General features: G+C 60.2%; 11 protein-coding genes. 10 read left to right on the top strand and 1 reads right to left on the bottom strand.

The features are described from left to right. The 4 genes from J2X42_RS12060 (at window position 1) to J2X42_RS12045 (ending at window position 8,704) form a co-directional block, all read left to right on the top strand. Window positions 1-1,212 (top strand): serine hydrolase, encoded by a 1,212-nt coding sequence (locus tag J2X42_RS12060; RefSeq protein WP_310165420.1) that lies wholly within the window; start codon window positions 1-3, stop codon window positions 1,210-1,212. Window positions 1,213-1,534: 322 nt separating this feature from the next. After that, window positions 1,535-2,302, top strand: coding sequence for an SDR family oxidoreductase (locus J2X42_RS12055; protein WP_310165419.1), 768 nt, complete (start codon window positions 1,535-1,537; stop codon window positions 2,300-2,302). A gap of 542 nt (window positions 2,303-2,844) precedes the next feature. Next, window positions 2,845-3,015: a hypothetical protein gene (locus tag J2X42_RS12050; RefSeq protein ID WP_310165417.1), complete on the top strand. Its 171-nt coding sequence runs from the start codon at window positions 2,845-2,847 to the stop codon at window positions 3,013-3,015. Window positions 3,016-5,269: 2,254 nt separating this feature from the next. Next, window positions 5,270-8,704: an NAD-glutamate dehydrogenase domain-containing protein gene (locus J2X42_RS12045; RefSeq protein ID WP_310165415.1), complete on the top strand. Its 3,435-nt coding sequence runs from the start codon at window positions 5,270-5,272 to the stop codon at window positions 8,702-8,704. Window positions 8,705-9,807: 1,103 nt separating this feature from the next. Here J2X42_RS12045 and J2X42_RS12040 read toward each other — a convergent pair. Then, window positions 9,808-10,236 carry a universal stress protein gene (locus J2X42_RS12040; RefSeq protein WP_310165413.1) on the bottom strand — a complete coding sequence of 143 codons (429 nt, stop codon included), beginning with the start codon at window positions 10,234-10,236 and terminating at the stop codon, window positions 9,808-9,810. Between the two features lie 980 nt (window positions 10,237-11,216). On the opposite strand from J2X42_RS12040, the gene J2X42_RS12035 reads away from it, so the two are divergent. The 6 genes from J2X42_RS12035 to J2X42_RS12010 form a co-directional block, all read left to right on the top strand. Next, complete coding sequence (locus J2X42_RS12035) at window positions 11,217-11,999, top strand: IclR family transcriptional regulator (protein ID WP_310165412.1); 783 nt, start codon at window positions 11,217-11,219, stop codon at window positions 11,997-11,999. A 433-nt stretch (window positions 12,000-12,432) separates the two neighbouring features. Next, entirely contained in the window at window positions 12,433-13,188 is a 756-nt protein-coding gene (locus tag J2X42_RS12030) for an SDR family oxidoreductase (RefSeq protein WP_310165410.1), read from the top strand. An 82-nt stretch (window positions 13,189-13,270) separates the two neighbouring features. After that, window positions 13,271-14,173, top strand: coding sequence for an SMP-30/gluconolactonase/LRE family protein (locus tag J2X42_RS12025; RefSeq protein WP_310165408.1), 903 nt, complete (start codon window positions 13,271-13,273; stop codon window positions 14,171-14,173). After that, window positions 14,163-15,608, top strand: a complete 1,446-nt coding sequence (locus J2X42_RS12020; protein ID WP_310165407.1) for an MmgE/PrpD family protein — start codon at window positions 14,163-14,165, stop codon at window positions 15,606-15,608. The genes J2X42_RS12025 and J2X42_RS12020 overlap by 11 nt, the downstream gene beginning before the upstream one ends. 332 nt (window positions 15,609-15,940) lie before the next feature. Beyond that, on the top strand, window positions 15,941-17,314 hold the full coding sequence (locus J2X42_RS12015; RefSeq protein WP_310165406.1) for an MFS transporter: 1,374 nt from the start codon (window positions 15,941-15,943) through the stop codon (window positions 17,312-17,314). A gap of 79 nt (window positions 17,315-17,393) precedes the next feature. Beyond that, a partial coding sequence (locus J2X42_RS12010) for an aldehyde dehydrogenase family protein (protein WP_310165404.1) occupies window positions 17,394-17,656 on the top strand: 263 nt, incomplete at its 3' end.

Here is a 17,656-nt window from a genome sequence, read left to right as displayed (position 1 = left end):
ATGCTAGAGACAACAGCTAACAGTTCCCTCCTGACCAGCCCCGGCAAGATCGACCGCTACGCCGGCCAGGACTTCAGCGAGGACGTCACCCTGGAAAACTGGCAGGAAAGCCCCTTCAACCGCTGGGGCTTCGCTCACATCAGTGAACTCATCACTACCGCAACGATCCGTCGAGGCAGCACATCCGAGCCCCCTACTAGAAACCATCCAGCCGCACCGGAACACGCGGATAGGTGGCACAGTGTTGAGGAGTTCCTGGAATCCACGCACACAGATGCCATCGTCGTACTTCAGCACGGTGAACTGGTCATGGAACGCTATTTTGGCGCTTTCCAGCCGCACGACCGGCACGTCCTGATGTCTGTTTCCAAATCCGTCTGCGCGCTTACTATGGGCGTCTTGGTGGGCCGGGGACTCATAGACACGCAACAGCCTGTCCACCACTACGTCCCGCCGCTAAAGGGAAGCGCTTACGGGAACGCGACGGTCCGCCACGTGCTAGACATGACCGCCGCAGTCCGGTACAGCGAGAACTACTTGGACGCGGCCGCTGAAGTCCAGCAGCAGGACAGAATCGCCGGCTGGCGCCCCAAGCTCGAAACAGACCCAGAGGACACTTACGAATTCCTCACGCTCCTCAAAGCTGCAGGAGAACACGGCCGATCATTTCAGTACTGCTCGGCCAGTACAGATGTGCTGGCATGGATCATCGAGAACGTCACCGGCAAGCGATACGCCGAAGTCGTCTCCGACGAACTGTGGTCCCAGCTTGGGACACTCGATGATGCACTCATCACCACCGATTCCGGTGGTTTCGCATTTGCGAACGGAGGAATCGCCTGCAACGCACGAGACTTGGCCAAGATCGGACAGCTCATGCTGGACGACGGGAAAGCCAACGGGCAAACGGTCGTCCCATCATGGTGGATTAACGACACGATGCAGGGCGGAGACCCGCAACTGGCCAGAGGAACCGCCTACCAGCAAGTCCACCCCAACGGCTCATACCGGAATCAATGGTGGGTCCCCGGAGATAGCCGAGGCACGGTCTACGCTGCAGGCATCCACGGCCAATTCATTTGGATTGACCCCATCAGCGACACTGTCATAGCAAAGTTCTCCTCTGACCCACAACCCGTCTCACTCGAACTCAGCCGGGCACACGCCGAAGGCTTCAGGCAATTGATTGGCCTCCTGGAATACACCAGCTGATTGAGGCGACCCATCGGAGCGCAGTTACTCAGGAATCCCCACTAAGAGGAAAGACCAAAGGATAAAAATCGCCTCCACGGGCAATCCGAATCTGACGCCGAAGAAGACCGCCGCCCAGTGGCTGTGCACCCAATTATCCTGAAAGGCCGCTAGGGAAAATCGACACCGAAGACTCGTTCCCTACGGCTTTGCGCCACGGAGTGGCATATATACCCGGCCCTGCCTTCTTCGCCACCTCGTCCCCGGATCGGATCACACAAGGCGTCGAACGGCTTGGCGCGGCGGTGGAGTAGCAGCTTGAAATCTCAAGGATGGAGCGCGCGTGACAGCTACGTCAGTTCCGAAAACAAGGGTTGCACTGGTTACCGGAGCGACTTCTGGCATAGGCACAGAAATCGCTAAGCGGCTCGCGGCCGACGGATTCATTGTCGTGATCTCTGGCCGGTCACTGGAGAGGGGCGAACGGACCGCCCGCGAACTCGGGGACCAAGTGCATTTTGTACGAGCAGACCTCACCGAGCACCGCGCTGCAGAAATACTCATAGAGCGCACGTTACGAATTGCGGACCGCCTCGATGTGCTCGTGAACAACGCAGCGATCGACCACATCGGTTCGCTCCTCGACACGCCAACGGACGAGGTCCGGCAAACGTTTGAGACCAACACCTTCGGAGCCATCTCGTGCCTGCAGGCAGCCGGCCGGACAATGCGTGAACGAGGTGAAGGAGGGGCAATCATCAACATCACCTCTCGGCTGGCCAGCATCGGCGTCCCCACGATGTCCCTCTACAGCGCAAGCAAAGGGGCCATGCTGGCGCTCACCAGGGCGGCCGCCGTCGAACTCGCCCCGTACAATATCCGCGTCAATGCGGTCGCACCGGGGATGACCAATACGCCTCTCTATGCGGAGTGGGTATCGAGCCGAGACGACCCCGAAGCAACAAGGCAACGCGTGGCGAGTGCCATTCCCCTCAAACGCATCGCCGAACCGGCAGACATTGCTGGGGCCGTCTCATACTTGGCCAGCCCTGAGGCAACATACATTACCGGCGTCTCGCTACCCGTCGACGGTGGTTACCTCGCGCAATAACGGCCAGCAGTTCAACCCCCGCTACGTAGGAGAGTCCTATGGAAAGGCGCCAACCATGCCAATCACAGAAATACCCCTTCCACCATATTCATTCACCTCCTCCAGGTGTCCAACAGGCGGACTCTGGGCGCCGGCAAACACGCCGCGAGGATTGCGGATCTCCACTAACGGATCACAAACTTGAGCGAATTCTTGCGCTGCTGAGGGCGACGTTCCGAGTCGCATCCGGTACCAGCATCTCGTTCCGACTCACCGCAAGAAGCGGACTTGCTCTAGCTGGAAGTACGCAAATGATGCCTCGGCCCCGCTGTTCCATGAACGTAACTTCGTCGTCTCGGTGCCGGCGGCGAGAAAGCGAAGGTGACCGCCGCGTTGACCGTTAGAGAGATCGATCAGACCCACGGAGTTCACGGCCGACGTCGAAACTCACCTTAGGACAGCCCTGGCGCAGAGTTCCGCCGAGCGGACAGCCGCGGCCCGAGGACTCTGGTCCAGCCTTCCTCGAGGACGGGGCGGATCCGACGGCGGCACAGCTCGCCGAGGTGGTCGCCCAACTCCAAATTCCCGAACTCGGAGACAGATACCGCGCCGACATGCCCGGACTGGACCTCCCGATGGAGCTCCTCCTGTTCGGCGAATCTGACACTGCGCCGGACTGGGATCGGATGGACACCGTCGTAAGAGCCGTGCTGCAGTTCACTGTCGCGGCTTGAAGCAGAGGCTTAGTTATGTTCACAGTTGTCGGGAGATTTGTGCACTTTCTGAGCCTGAGACGCGCCTGAACTGCACCAACACTGCAAAAGTAGGCGGGGTTCAGTCCCACACACCCTCAGTCTCCGCCGTTCGGGGTTTTGAGTGCAACGTATCCTCGGGCTTCTTGCCGGAGCCTATGGCCGTCGAGCAGCCACCACATGGCGAATTGAAACGTGTTGCGGGCCGGCGGTCCCTATTGCGCGGCGCATCGCAGGGTTTCGCGAATCCTCCAAGGTGGCGGGTCATGTCGGACCGGTGTGCGGCAGGCATGAACTTAGCAACGCGACGGACACCAATTTTGCCTCAGGTCATGTCCTGGAGAACGCCAAGACGTATGAACTGGTAGCAGCCAAAAGGGGTGCGGGAGGGTGAGCAAAATGCAGGTCACAATGTGCCGTGGACAGGGTGTTGACAATGTCAACACGTCTTTGGCCGGACAAACCGCGCGTTGAGCCCACTGCCTGGTCCGCACGAGGCAGCTATGCGGCGAAGATCCTGGAAGCCAGCTTCGCCTTGGTCATGTCGTCAACACAACTTTTAGCCATGAATGATTGATGGCCAACCACGGCCATCAGAACAAACCGTAAAGGAGGACGGATAGCCCCATCACAGCAGGCGGAGGGCCCACTGGCCAGAACCCTGATCCCGCCACCCACACACCTGAATAGGCCCCGCGGCAGCCAGGCCACAGCCCGCAAACCTAGCGTCAGAGGGACGCCACCACAAGCTTTGTCAACACGTTAAAGCTGAAACCCCTCTGACGAGGGAAAACACTGTGCCCGAGGTGGGACTCGAACTGCATTCCAGCCCCCGCAAACACTGGGAAGTCCCGGAAACATGCGGAATCCGGCCCGATCCGCCCCGTTTACGACCCAGTCCGACGGCAAAAGTGTGCACATTGTGCACACCCCTAAATTCGACGTTTTGCGCGCTCCAAACAACAACCGCGTCCCCTGCTGAGGGAAAGCGGTTCTTCTGTTCACCGGCGAAACCGGGACGACGTACAGGCTCGCACCGTCCCACGCTCTGGATGAGGCCTCCCGCACGGGTGACGGCACTCAACGACTGACATACACGACGGCCAACAATCAAAAACGTCATCGCGGCGACACCTCCTTCACCCATCTCATGAGCTTTCAGGCACACAACCACATGACTAGGCCCAAACCCTTGCCATCCGGCTTCTTGGTTGTGCTACCCACCGACAGCAAGACAACGCTTGGCCGACCACCGAATCCCAGAACGTCGTGTCCACGCATTAGCCGGACAAAAGCGAGTTATCGGCGTTCGAAGCACGGGAGTAGATGTTGTGCTTGCGAAAACTCCGTCGCCGCTTCGACCCGGCGTGCGGCCAGGCTCCCACTTTGTTGTCCGTTTCCATCTAAGTTGACGCCGGCCTTGGCGTTGACCAGCATTACCGGCAGCGTCTCTTCGAGTTGATAGAAGAAGGGTTTCCAGTGGCCTCCATGACGGCCGTGGTGACGGGCTCGCGTTCCAGGAAGTCCTGCAGGCAAGGATCTGGCCTGTGGGTGCGCCCCACGTTGTGACCGTGGAGGTGTAGGTTCCGGCCCGCTGCCCTGGCAGCCGGGGACAGACCTTCGCGTCGCGTTTTGGAAATATCCAGGCCGGCAGCCCGCTCGTGCACGATATCCAGGGCTGTTCCTCCTGTCACCTTGACCTCGTCATGTCGGCGTCTGCCGAGGGGAGGACAGGGAAAACAGAAGAATCTAACACTCGTGCTCCAAAGGCAACAATCCACGGTTACCGTGGAAGCCCTCCGCGCCACGCTAGCCCCAAAGCTCAGCCACAGCACCACAGACGGACCGGCGTCCATCGCGGCAGACACCTCCATGATTCGCCCCAAACCTCATTCGCGGCCAGAGCCCGGGGCAAGGCAACCGCAAACTTTCTCACACCACGGCGGCAACAGCGACGCTGGACCGCTAGCCCTGTTGCGGATCCCGTGAGGAGCGAGGCGGAGATCGTCGACGATATTTGCCTCCTGCGAAAAGGTCTGCTCGCACCGATGGAGGCACCCGTGGAGGTTGCAGCAGCCGACGCCGTGGAGATTCCCGCAACCCTGCAGGAGGTCGCATCCTGGGGGCTGTTACCGGTAGACGTGGGGGCCGGGCGCGGCGATGATGGATCACGTGGGAGGATCCTGCCTCAACGAACCGTCTCGGGGCGGCTCCACCCGCGGGAGGCGCAGGGGTTATGGCTGACGAAGACTTGCCGAGCGGCGCGTCTACGCGCGGGGTCGATCGAGCCGAGATCGAGCCGAGCCTGTTGCGGGCGTTGCACTGGGCGGAGCGGCTCGACGACGCTCTGCACGCTCGTATGCCCGAGGCGGCCGCCCGCCTCTCCGCCCTGTGGTCAGCAGCCTTCCCACTCGACTATCGAGTAGGGGTCGACGTCGCGGCTGCTGTCGACGACATTGAACGCTTCGAGCAGTTCGATCTCGACGGAACCGGCGGACGGCCGTTGGATGATCCCGTTCTGATCGTCTCCGCGCACCCAGCGCGCATTCGGCTCTATCTCACTCGACCCCGGAGCCTGACGGAGATCCTGCCCATCTTCCACAATCTAGGCCTCGTGGTGATGGACGAGCGTGCGTTCGACATCGTACGCGCGCCGGACCGGCCCTTGTTTCTGTACGATCTCGGCGTGACCTACCCGGCCGGGGTCGATGCGCTGGAGTCGAGCTGGGTGCTTGCTGGTGCATTCAGCGCGGCCATGCAAGGAGAGGCAGAGTCTGATCGTTTAGACGCTCTCGGGCTGACGGAGGGGCTTAGCTGGGGTGAGGTTTCAATCCTGCGGGCGTATGCGAAGTACCTGCTCCAGCTCGGGACGACGAACTCATACGACTTCATCGTAGATGCGCTCCTGGCGAACGCACAGGCGACCCACGCGCTGTTGGGCCTGTTCCAGTCCCGGTTCGATCCCGCTTTCGGCAGTGATGGTCGTGGCCGCATCGCCAGTGCCCGTACTGCAGTAGCAGAGGCGATTGACGCCGTCGCCTCCTTGGATGCGGATCGGTTGCTACGGACGTTCGTCGGCCTGATCGAGGCAACGACCCGGACGAACTTTTACCGGGACCGGCCGTTTGTGAGCTTCAAGCTCCAGACCTCCCACCTTCCCTGGGCCCCCTACCCGCGGCCGCGCTCCGAGGTCTGGGTCTACTCGCCCCGCGTGGAGGGGGTGCACCTGCGGTTCGGGCCGGTGGCCCGTGGCGGGATCAGATGGTCGGATCGGCGGGAGGACTTCCGCACGGAGGTCCTGGGCCTGGCGAAGGCGCAAATCGTGAAAAACTCGGTGATCGTACCCACCGGCGCCAAGGGCGGCTTCTACCCCAAGCGCCTCCCCGACCCGGGGGTGGACCGGGCCGCCTGGGTCACCGAGGGCACCGAGGCCTACCGCGACTTCATCCGCGGCCTGCTCGACGTAACCGACAATCTGGCCCTGCCAGACAGCCGGGTAGTGCCCCCCGAGCGGGTGGTACGGCACGACGAGGACGATACTTACCTTGTCGTGGCTGCGGACAAGGGCACTGCGGCGTTCTCCGACACCGCCAACCAAGTCGCCGCGGAATACGGGTTCTGGCTCGGGGACGCTTTCGCCTCCGGCGGGTCAGTGGGTTATGACCACAAGCGGCTAGGCATCACCGCTCGCGGCGCATGGGAGTCGGCGAAGGCGCACTTTCGCCAGCTTGGGGTGGACTGCCAGGCTCAGGACTTCACTGCCGTCGGCATCGGGGACATGTCCGGGGACGTCTTCGGCAACGGCATGCTACTCTCCGCGCACACTCGCCTCGTGGCCGCCTTCGACCACCGCCACATCTTTCTGGACCCCGACCCCGACTCCGCGGTCTCGTTCAAGGAACGCCGCCGTCTCTTCGACGTTCCTCGCTCCTCCTGGGTTGACTACAGCCCTGCGCTCATCAGCCCCGGCGGAGGCGTCTACCCTAGGACCGCCAAGTCCATCCCTCTGACCCCGCAGGTGCGGGCTGCCTTGGGGAACCCGGGGACGACGGCGGCGCTGACACCGTCCGAGCTGATCCAGGAGATCCTGGCAGCCCCGGTGGACCTGCTCTACAACGGCGGGATCGGCACCTACGTCAAGGCCTCGACCGAGACGAACCGGGACGTGGGGGACAAGGCCAACGACACCGTCCGTATCAACGCCAGTCAGCTGCGGGCCCGGATCGTGGTCGAGGGCGGCAACCTCGGCCTGACCCAGCGGGCCCGCGTCGAGGCCGCCCTGAACGGGGTGCTGGTCAACACCGACGCGATCGACAATTCCGCCGGGGTGGACTGTTCTGATCACGAGGTCAACATCAAGATCTTCCTGGACCGCATGATCGCGGCCGGGCGAATGGACCCTGGCGAGCGCGCGGGCTTCCTGCATTCCCTCGCCGACGACGTCGCCCGCCACGTCCTGAAGAACAACCGCGACCAGAACACCCTCCTGCGCAACGACGTGGTCCTCGTCAGGGACTGGAGCCCCTCCTTCGAACGAGCCATGGACTGGCTCGAGAAGGCAGCCGACCTCCACCGCACCCTCGAGGCCCTCCCCACAACCGACGATCTCCACGCCCGCCTCACCGCAGGTCGCAGCCTCACCGCTCCCGAACTCGCCGTCCTCGCCGCCCACGCCAAGATCGAACTCGCCCGCGAGCTCACCGATACCGATGTCGCCGACGACCCCTGGTTCGACCGCATCCTCAGGGACTACTTCCCCCACCAGATCGTCGAACGCTTCGGCTCCGACCTCCCCTCCCATTCCCTGCGCCAGCAGATCATCTGCACCGTCCTGGCCAACGACATCATCAACCTCGGCGGTATCACTTTCGCCTTCCGGGCCCTCGAGGAAAACACCGGAGACGCGGCAGCCCTCGCGAGGGCGTTTACGGTGATCCGGGAGGCCTTCGGTCTCGACTGGGTGATGGAGAGGATTGCGTCGCTGCCTCCCGCCGTTCCTACTGAGCGGGGGGTCGAACTGACTTTGTATGTGCGAAGGATGCTGGACCGCTCGGTGCGCTGGTATATGACCCACGATCACCGTGACCAGGCAGTGGAAGTGGCCCTCAGCAGGATCCTGCCCGCCATGGGTCTGCAGCGGAATAGAAATGTCATCGATGAGCGGGCAGATGAGAATGCTTTCGAACAGGATCCCGCGGCGCGGTGGGAAGCCGTCGGCTTCCCGAGTGACCTCGCACATCGCGCCGTCGAAATTTCCTCCGGCTTCCCAGTCTTGGATATCTCTCTCATCGCGGAGCAGAGCGATCAGCCTATTGAACGGATCGCTGATCTCTATTACGCCGTGTTCCAGCGCACCGGCGCGCTGAGGATGCTTCTGAGAATCACGGATCTTCCCGTTCAGACTAGATGGGAAACTCTGGCCAGGTCAGCTCTCTACGACGACGTTTATGCTGCTGTAGCCGATGTGACCGTCTCGGCGCTCCAGACCATCCGCAATCTCGGTACCCAGCACGGGCATCCCAGCGAGTGGATAGCGCAGTGGGAACACACCCATCGAGACCAGCTCAGGAAGGTCAAGGAGACGGTTGTCGAAGCCACCGCGCCTGGTCAGACAGATCTCGCCTCGGTATCTGTGGCACTTAAGCTCCTGAGGACCCTTGTGCGGGGGTGAGCGACGAGGCTTGCCGCCTATCTCGTGACTCCATCCTGTGCACCACCGTAGGTCTCGAAGCCACACTCTCCGCATAGGGTTGGTCTTTTGGTCCTCAAGTTGGAAAACCGGAACGTGGGCGGGCTGGCCAGCGGCCCTCACGCCGGAACGGAGCTGGGACGTGAGAGATCGTCTTCCAAGGAATTGCGGCGGTCCGATAACGATGGCCGCATGGGTGGCGGACTCCTCGAGGCCCGTCGCACGGTACAGGTCAGCGGCGGTCTCGATGCCGAACCGGTTCGTGTAGCGGACCGGAGTTCGGGTGACCTCGTCGAAGAGAACGAAGGCCTAACCGTCTTGCGGCCAATGCCATGGGGTGGTTTCCTTCCGGGGAAGTAAGGTGATCTGTCCTATCCAGTGCCGATGCCGAGCAGAGGCAGGGCGTAGTGGGTGAGCAGGCGGCTGAAGGTCTTGATGGGGTTTACGTCAGCAATGCCACAGGCAACATGGGGTGGGGCGCCGCATTGGGGGTACTTCGGCTTCGCAGAAGGAGAGGACCAGGACGGCAACGGCGGCAGCTGATGCCGGCATTCCGGCCGCACCGAGGGTTTCAACGCCACCGTTCCGACGGCCGCCAGTGTCGCCGTCGCGGACAGGGGCGCTGCGACGGCGACGATGATCAGGCTTCTGCAGCAACCCCCACCAGGTACGTCCATTGGCGGGCAGCTTTTTCCGGCCGAGCAGCGTTTCCGTGATGATCAGGACGACAGGGATTCAGACCATGACGCTCACGGCCCGGGTGACCCCCGGTCCAGTCCGACAGGGCTTCATGATGGCGCCGGAAGTGATAATCAGCGGAGGCTACCACGACGAACAGCAGCAGGGTTGGCCAGCGACGATTGAATGCTGAACCGACAGATCCGGTGGGCGGCATCGAGTGGCGTCATCCCGCTCTTGCGGATCAGGAGCCAGATGACGATCAGCCGATGCAGGAAGCACCAGAGACCGCCGAACAGCAGCGGCAGGACGCCAGATGCTGAAAGCCGCTGCCCGGCCAGCGGCAGGTCAGGCAGGTCCGGGCATCGTTCTCTCTAGATGAACGGACCATCCTCAAAACCGGCGTATCAGTCGACGTCGTACGTGTTTGCGATATAGACATCGCAAGGGGCGTTGTGGGCCACACTGTTGGCCACGCTGCCGAGGACGCGGCCAATGCCGCGCATCTTCCGGTTACCTACAACGATGATCCGGGCTTCCATGCGGAGAGCTTCCTTGATGAGGGCGTCCGCCGGGCGGCCTCGGGCTGACGAGTAGGTGACATTGATGTCCCGGCCCAAGGTTTCCGCGACACTGCGGGCCACATGCTCGGCACCATCCGCGTCGGAGACAACCCGCTGATCGCTGCCGCTGCCGAGAACTTCGGTCCGGTCGCTGTCGAAGGCTGATACCACATGGAGGGACGCGCCCAGCGCTGCAGCAAGGTCCCTGGCTGACTCTGCCGCCTTATTTGCCGTTTTGCTGCCGTCGACTCCCACAACGATTACGGGACTCATGTGTTTGCTCCTTAGTAGATGGATGCGGTTAGGTTCTAGCACTCGCCGCAATTTCAGGATATCCTGCATTATGGGACTTAGTACAGGTTGTGATGACGGAATCGATTCGTGGCCTCATGAAGGAAGCATGCTATGAGTGGACGTGGCCCGACTACCCTGCGGGGGGTCATGCACATCCTGGCGCTATTCAGGGAGAGATTGTCTGGCTGGTGGACCGTCCCATCAGTGAAGATCCAGGAACGGCACCATAAATCATCACTGCCCGTTTCTTCCAAGGAGCCCGCGGACGCGTGGCCCGTCGCTGATCCGTTCGGCATGCCCTGGTAGTGGGCGAAGTTATTTGAGCGTCCGGCTTATCCCCTGATCGACATCAACATCAATGTCTAAGTGGCTGGCGAATCCACTGGTCCCGCTTCCAGCCGTGACCTCCGCGCTTGCTGTAGACAGCTGTCTTCCGTGGCAGGTAACTCGAACAACGGCTGCGCGTACTCCGAGAGAGCCCGCTGTCACTGGCCGATCTGCCGGGCTCCAGCGGCAAGAGTTGCAAACGCCTATCCCACCTGGCTTAGTGTCACAAGGAGCCCGGCGAGACGCCTAGCTCCACGGCAATACCCCCCGAGCAGCGGCTGTGCCCAATACAGGTTTCCCACGCCTACGCCACCTACAAGAGCGAAAAGCAGGGTGAGTCCAGTACTGATTCCAGAGGCCCGGCCTGTGTTCTTCGTGCGGGTAGCCGTTGTGGCGCCTTCCCGTGGAGGCATAGCAGTCCCGCGGGGAACCACCTGTCCCCACCGGCCGAAGCACATAATGCCTTGCGATTTGGGATATCGGCACACATGCGCCACTCCTCCGGCAACAGGTGCACAAGAGGGCTACGGCCAGAGATCTACCGCTTGCCCGATTCGGCGCTAACAGATAGGTTTTATATATAAAACTTGTAACCCCCTCCACCGCGGATGGGGAGGAAAAGCGGGGCGGGCGTGCAAACAGAAACAGACGAGGGAAAGTATCGGGCCCCGGCTCTGGCCAAGGCACTCGACATCCTGGAACTCCTGGCCTCCGAGGATAGTGGTCTGGGCCAAGCAGAAATCGGCAAGAAACTCGGCCGAACCACCTCGGAGATTTTCCGCGTGCTCATGGTGCTGCGCGAACGCGGCTACGTAGAGCTCAACGAGGGCGAGCGCTATCACTTAACGACGAAACTGTTTGAAGTCGCGCATCGGCAACCGATCATTCGTCGCCTGACAGTCATTGCTGGCGATGAGATGCAGAAGCTCGCGAATCGCATCAGTCAAAGCATTCACCTCTGCATTCTTAGCTCCGGGAAGCTGCTCGTTATTGCTCAAGTGGATTGTCCGGACACCAACGTGAACACGGTTCGTTTGGGCTCACAGATCCCCATTGACGATTCCGCCTCTGGCCGGGTTCTTGCAGCGTTCATGGGAGACACGGAACTTCAGAACCTGCTCATGCTCGCAGGCAACGAGACCAGTGCGCGCCGGGCGCGCTTCCTTTCTGATCTGCCTGAGGTCCGCAAGGCCGGATTCTGCCAGGGAAAGTCGCTCACGATCGAAGGGGTCACGAACATCTCAGCGCCAGTCTTCGACTACACGGGGAAGGCTGTAGCTGCCATGACCACGCCTTTCATCCATCGCCTCAACGGCATGGGCAATGTGCCGGTCGATCAAGCACGCGAGTTACTGGTGGAAACGTGCAAGGAATTGTCCCGGCGCATGGGTGCCGGTGCCTCAAAAGGCGACTGAACAATATCTGAGAGACGGACGCCGATCAGCTGACGGGTCAGACCCGGAGAGCTGCCCTCGTACAGTCTGACTACTCCGACTACTCCCCCTTCCGGGATCCCTGCATTTCAGACGGTCCGCCGTTCCTTAGCTCGGTTCGAACCCGAGGGCGAAGTTCTACGGTCGCCGCGGACGCTGGAGGCGGCCCATGCCGCACGCACTCAAACGCGATTCCTTCCTCTGGCCTGCCCAAGCTCCACTAAAGCCATGAGTTCCCCACCCCGTCCAGACGTGACCGCAGTTTGTTACGAACTCAGCCCAACTGAGAGACATGCCTATTGACGCGTCAGCGCGTATATGAAACTCTAATTCATATACAAAACAGCTTGCGCACTCTCCCGTGTCCAACATGGCCACGACCACGAGGGTCAGCAGAAACACAAGAGGAGTCTCGATGAAGCGATTCGAAGGGCGAACTGTAGTTGTAACAGGCGCCGGCAGCGGTATTGGCGCCGCCAGTGTCAAGAGGTTGCTGGCTGAGGGGGCGACAGTGGTAGCTGTCGACGTCACTCAAGCCGGTGTCGACGCCGCTCTGTCAGCTGCCGCAGAGGGAGACCGCATCCATGGGGCGGTCCTCGATGTCTGTGATCACGGTGGGACGGTGGCGCTTCTCGCCGAGATGCGTGAGAAGTTGGGCGGACTCAACGGCCTGGTTAACTGCGCGGGAATTACGGGCGAAGGCAGCATCGTCGACACCGATCCGGAAAAACACCGCAAGATCATGGCGGTGAACCTCGACGGAACAATCAATATGTGCCAAGCCTTCGTGCTGGCAGTGAAAGACGACGGCGGCCCGCGCGCTATCGTCAATATTTCTTCGGGCGCCGGTGTCCTCGGTGTGCCGAACCGGCTCTCTTACGTCGCTTCGAAATTCGGGATCTCCGGCATAACAAAATCCATGTCGCCCGAGCTTGGACCCCTTGGTATCCGGGTCAATGCGGTCGCTCCGGGCATGACCAGGACACCCCTGGTCGAGTACATGATGGAAGATCCCGCCGCTGTCGCCCGTATCAACGCGAAGCATCCGATCGGGCGAATTGGCTACCCGGAGGAAATTGCTGCCGTTATCGTATTTCTCCTAACCGATGACGCAAGCTTCATGACTGGTTCGGTCGTCTCGGTAGATGGCGGCCAGACTGCATGCCTCTGACGCGCGCGCTTCACTGATCAGCGGAAGACAGCAGGAGCAAGTACAGGCGCCCGGAGCGCCACGAAAGTGTTAGGTGGAGTTGATGACCGAAATTAAGCTTTTGGTCGATTGCAAGAACCATCTTGGCGAAGGCCCGCTCTGGGATGCCCGGGAGCAGCGACTTTACTGGATCGATAGCACGGCGTGTGAAATCTGGAGTTGCAACGAAGTCGGAAGCGACGTGCGCACCTACTATGTTCCGACCTATATCGGATCCATGGCGTTGCGCGAGAGCGGGGGCGCTGTTCTCGCGCTGGCAAGTGGCTTCAATTTCTATGATTTTGGAACGCAGGAAGTCACCCCCATCGCCAACCCTTTAGCGGATAGACCCGCCTATCGGTTCAACGATGGCAAGGTCGACCGCGCGGGCCGGTTCTTTGCAGGATCAATGGGCTATGATTTCGATCCGCTCAGCGTGGACATCCTGCGGAAACCGGCAGGAAACGGGTCTCTTTACCGGCTGGACTCCGACCTTTCCGTGAAAGAGATCGAGACCGGAATGATCTGTTCCAACGCGCCGTGCTGGAGCCCCGACAATAAGACATTCTATTTCGGCGATTCCGAGCACAAGGTCATTTGGAGCTACGACTATGACATCGCCACGGGCGACATATCGAACAAGCGCCTGCATGTTTCCGACCGGAACTATGCCCGTACCGTCGACGGTGCCACCGTCGATTCCGAGGGCTTCCTTTGGAATGCCAAAGTGCTCGGTGGCCGCATCATCCGCTACGCACCGGATGGATCGATTGACCGCGAAATCGATGTTCCCGTTCGAAACGTCACCAGCCTAATGTTCGGCGGTCGCAATCTCGACGTTCTCTACTTCACCAGCATGTCGAAGGCGTTGCATGGCGTACCGACCACACAACCTGGCGCCGGTGGTCTGTTCGCGATCTACGGGCTAGGCGTAAGGGGCCTTCCAGAAATGCGCTTTGCCGGATAAACCGCGCGGCGATGACCGCATGAAATTTTCTGACACGAAAGAAAGACACCACATGGCAAATAATATGGACCTATCCCACGACCTCGCGAAATTCGCATCAAATACTCGATTCGAGGATTTGCCGCCGCAGGCGGTCGACGCCGCCAAAAAAAGTCTTCTGGACACAATCGGGGTCATGCTCGGGGCGAGCGGAATGGAACCGGCCACTAAACCCCTTATCGAACTGGTCTCGGAAGCCGGCGGCAAGGAAGAAGCAAGCATCCTTGGGTTCGGTGGCCGCGTGCCAGCCGGTGCAGCCGCTTTCGCGAACGGCACTCTGGCCCATGGACTCGACTACGACAGCCAGACACCCTGGGGCGCCCATCCGGACAGTTCCCTCGTCCCTGCCCTCCTTGCATTGGCTGAGCGCAAAGGCGGAGTAACCGGCCAAGAGTTGGTCACAGCAGTGGCCGTCGGCCAGGAGCTATTCATCCGGCTCCGCTGCAACGTGGGCTGGCATATGGACTGGAACTTGTCGGGGGCAGTCGGGGTGTACTCGGGCGTCGCGGCTTGCGGAGCGCTACTGGGCCTCAGTTCAACGCAGATCGCGCACGCCATGGGCATTGTGAGCCTGACAGCGGGCGGGACCATGGAACAGATCTTCGGTATCGGCAGCAACTTGCGCGGGCTTTATGCCGGGTTTATAGCGCAAAGCTGCGTGAACGCCGTTCTCCTTGCCCAGAAAGGGATGCTCGGGATGGAGAACCTGTTCGAAGGTGAGGCCGGCATCTTCAAGGTCTATTTCAACGGAGAATATAACCGTGAAAAGATGCTCGAGAACCTCGGGTCTGAATATCTTTGTGCAGGCATGACCTATAAGTATTGGCCTGCAGTGGGCAACGCCCATACCTACATTCACGCGGCCATTGAACTGGCGCGAGAAAATCCAATAGTCATCGAAGATATCCAGACAGTGCGCGTCTACGTCGGCGATTTCGCCCAGCGGATGACAGCGCCGCTCGATGAACGAAAGAAACCCAAAACGATGATGGATGCTAAATTCTCATTGCCATTCACCGTTGCACTGGCGCTCGTCAAGGGCAAAATGAGTATTTGGGATTTCTCAACAGATGCCCTCGAGGACGTGCAAGTCCTCGCGCTGGCCAATAAGGTCGAACCCGTATTCGATGAGTCCTTTAATTGGAATCTCAAGTTGCCTGATGGCAAAGTCGAGTTAGTCATGCATGACGGCCGCCGGATCGAACGCCTGGGTTCAGAAGTGCCCGGCACACCTGAGCGTCCGATGACATGGGAAGAGCTGCGCCAGAAGTTCAGCGAATGCGCAGAGGCATCGATTCATCCCGTCCCCTTCGAAAATGTCAAAAGGGTGCAAGACCTTATCCAGGATATCGAAACCTGCGATGACGTTATTGAGGTTTTGGCGCTGGTCCGCTGACAGATCCGGGCAATATTGGGCGTCTGTTGAAGTACCAGGAGTGAAAGCATTTGGTTCGGAACAGGTCACAAAAGTACTTGACCGTATCCCATATAGCGGAATATCATTAACAGGTAAGTTAATGGGGGATGTGCTTCAACTCTTTGGGCAAACCCCAGTCCTCCATTCGACCCTCAAGTGCCACAGTGTGCTACCCATAACACTGCAGTTGCCGCAGGGATAAAGTTTTTGACTAACTTAACATTCGCGTTACGAATGTCTGCTCTCCAAGCTTGGCACCTTTCGGTGCCGCATATCCAGCCCCATATCGGGCTCACCTACGAGGAGGTAGCGTGGCTACAAATTCTTTACCGGCCAAGCCGGCCGTGGACCGAAAGACGGTCATAAGGAAAGTTAGACGGACAATTTTGCCGGTGGCCTTCCTGTTATACGGATTTAACTATATGGATCGCGCCTCCATCAGTTACGCGCAATTGACAATGGGCAAGGAACTCGGCATTGACGTTGCGACGTACGGTGCCGTCGCCGCAATCTTCTTCGTCGCATATGTTCTCCTTGAAGTGCCCAGCAACATGATTCTCGCCAAGGTCGGCGCCCGACTCTGGTTGGCACGCATTGCGATCACATGGGGCCTGGTCACCATGGCCACGGGATTCGTATACTCGGTTACCCAGCTGTACTTCGCCCGCGTCCTGCTGGGTATCGCTGAGGCGGGGCTTTTCCCAGGACTCATTCTGTTCCTTACTTATTGGTTCCTGAACCATGACCGCGGCCGCGCAATCGGTGCCATCGCGCTGGCCATGCCTGCTGCTCTTATTGTTGGAAGCATAAGTGGCGGCTTGATTCTCGAGCACGCGGACTGGTTCGGGCTCAGCTCTTGGCGCTGGATCTTCATTCTTCAAGGCCTGCCGCCGGTCCTACTCGGCATCTGGATCCTCCTGACGCTGGCTGACCGCCCGAGCAAGGCAAAGTGGCTCAGTTCTGACGAAAAGAAGTGGTTGGAAGATTCCATAGCCGAAGAGTATGCAGCCATGCCCGAAGACAAGCACGATAAGTCGAGCGAACTGCGGGCCCTGCGGAACCCCAAGATCCTGTACCTGGGCCTGATCAATGCACTAGCCGGGGTGGCATCTTACGGCATGACTTTCTTCCTCCCGCAGGTTGTGTCGCAATTAAATCCGTCATACTCTCCGACCAACATCGGCCTTTACGGCGCGATCCCGTACGTGTGCGGTGCCGTCGTGATGTTGCTGCTTGTCCGCTATGCAGACATCACCGGACGACGGAAGTTCATCGTGCTGTCCTGCTTCGCGACCGCCATCATTGGCCTGCTCATGACGGCAGTGTTCCGTGGCTCCCCGCTGATGGGCATGATCGGCCTCGTCCTGCTTGCATGCGGCGTCATCGGAAACATTCCTACGTACTGGGCCCTGATCAGTCAGATCCTCACGAAGCGGCAGGCCGTGGTGGGAATCGCAGTCATCAATTCCTTGGCTTCCGCCGGCGGCTTCTTCGGGCCGTTTCTCATCGGCAAGCTAGCCACTCCCGGCGACACCATCGTGGGAATGAGCGTTCCGTTGGTTGCACTCTCGCTCGCGTTCGTATTGTTGCTCTTCGTCAGAGTGCCACCCAGCAACCAAAGGGAAACAGCACCACCCGAGAAGCTGGCAACTCTCGAACCGGGCTCTTCGATCCTGCGCGACTAAGCCGACAGCAGTACCTAACAGCAGCTACTGGACCCACCAACCTATCAAATCCCCATCTGACTGAAGGAAGACCGCGAAGATGACAACGACAACGTTCGAAGAGTTTGCTGGCACGCGGGAGGGAAGGCGCTTTCGTATCGGAGTCATCTCTGCGGAGGGGGTGACGGTTCCCGCCGGTGGCTTCGAGATGGAGATTCTTAACCCGGCTACCGGCACGGTGATTGGCACTCTTCATGAACCCGGCGCCGCGGAGATCGATGCGGTGGTCGCCGGGGCCAGGGCTGCGTATGAGAAGGTGTGGCGGCGGACAGCGCCGGAGGTCCGGGCGAGGATGCTCACGGC

The organism is Arthrobacter sp. BE255, assembly GCF_031457335.1.
GTDB lineage: Bacteria > Actinomycetota > Actinomycetes > Actinomycetales > Micrococcaceae > Arthrobacter.
The sequence above is the reverse complement of the archived record's forward strand: the minus strand, read 5'-3'. Positions and strand labels throughout refer to the sequence as shown.

Excerpts from the sequence above, each read along its gene's own strand:
- J2X42_RS12060 (WP_310165420.1), top strand. The coding sequence starts at position 1 with ATGCTAGAGACAACAGCTAACAGTTCCCTCCTGACCAGCCCCGGCAAG.
- J2X42_RS12045 (WP_310165415.1), top strand. The coding sequence starts at position 5,270 with ATGGCTGACGAAGACTTGCCGAGCGGCGCGTCTACGCGCGGGGTCGAT.
- J2X42_RS12040 (WP_310165413.1), bottom strand. The coding sequence starts at position 10,236 with ATGAGTCCCGTAATCGTTGTGGGAGTCGACGGCAGCAAAACGGCAAAT.
- J2X42_RS12030 (WP_310165410.1), top strand. The coding sequence starts at position 12,433 with ATGAAGCGATTCGAAGGGCGAACTGTAGTTGTAACAGGCGCCGGCAGC.
- J2X42_RS12025 (WP_310165408.1), top strand. The coding sequence starts at position 13,271 with ATGACCGAAATTAAGCTTTTGGTCGATTGCAAGAACCATCTTGGCGAA.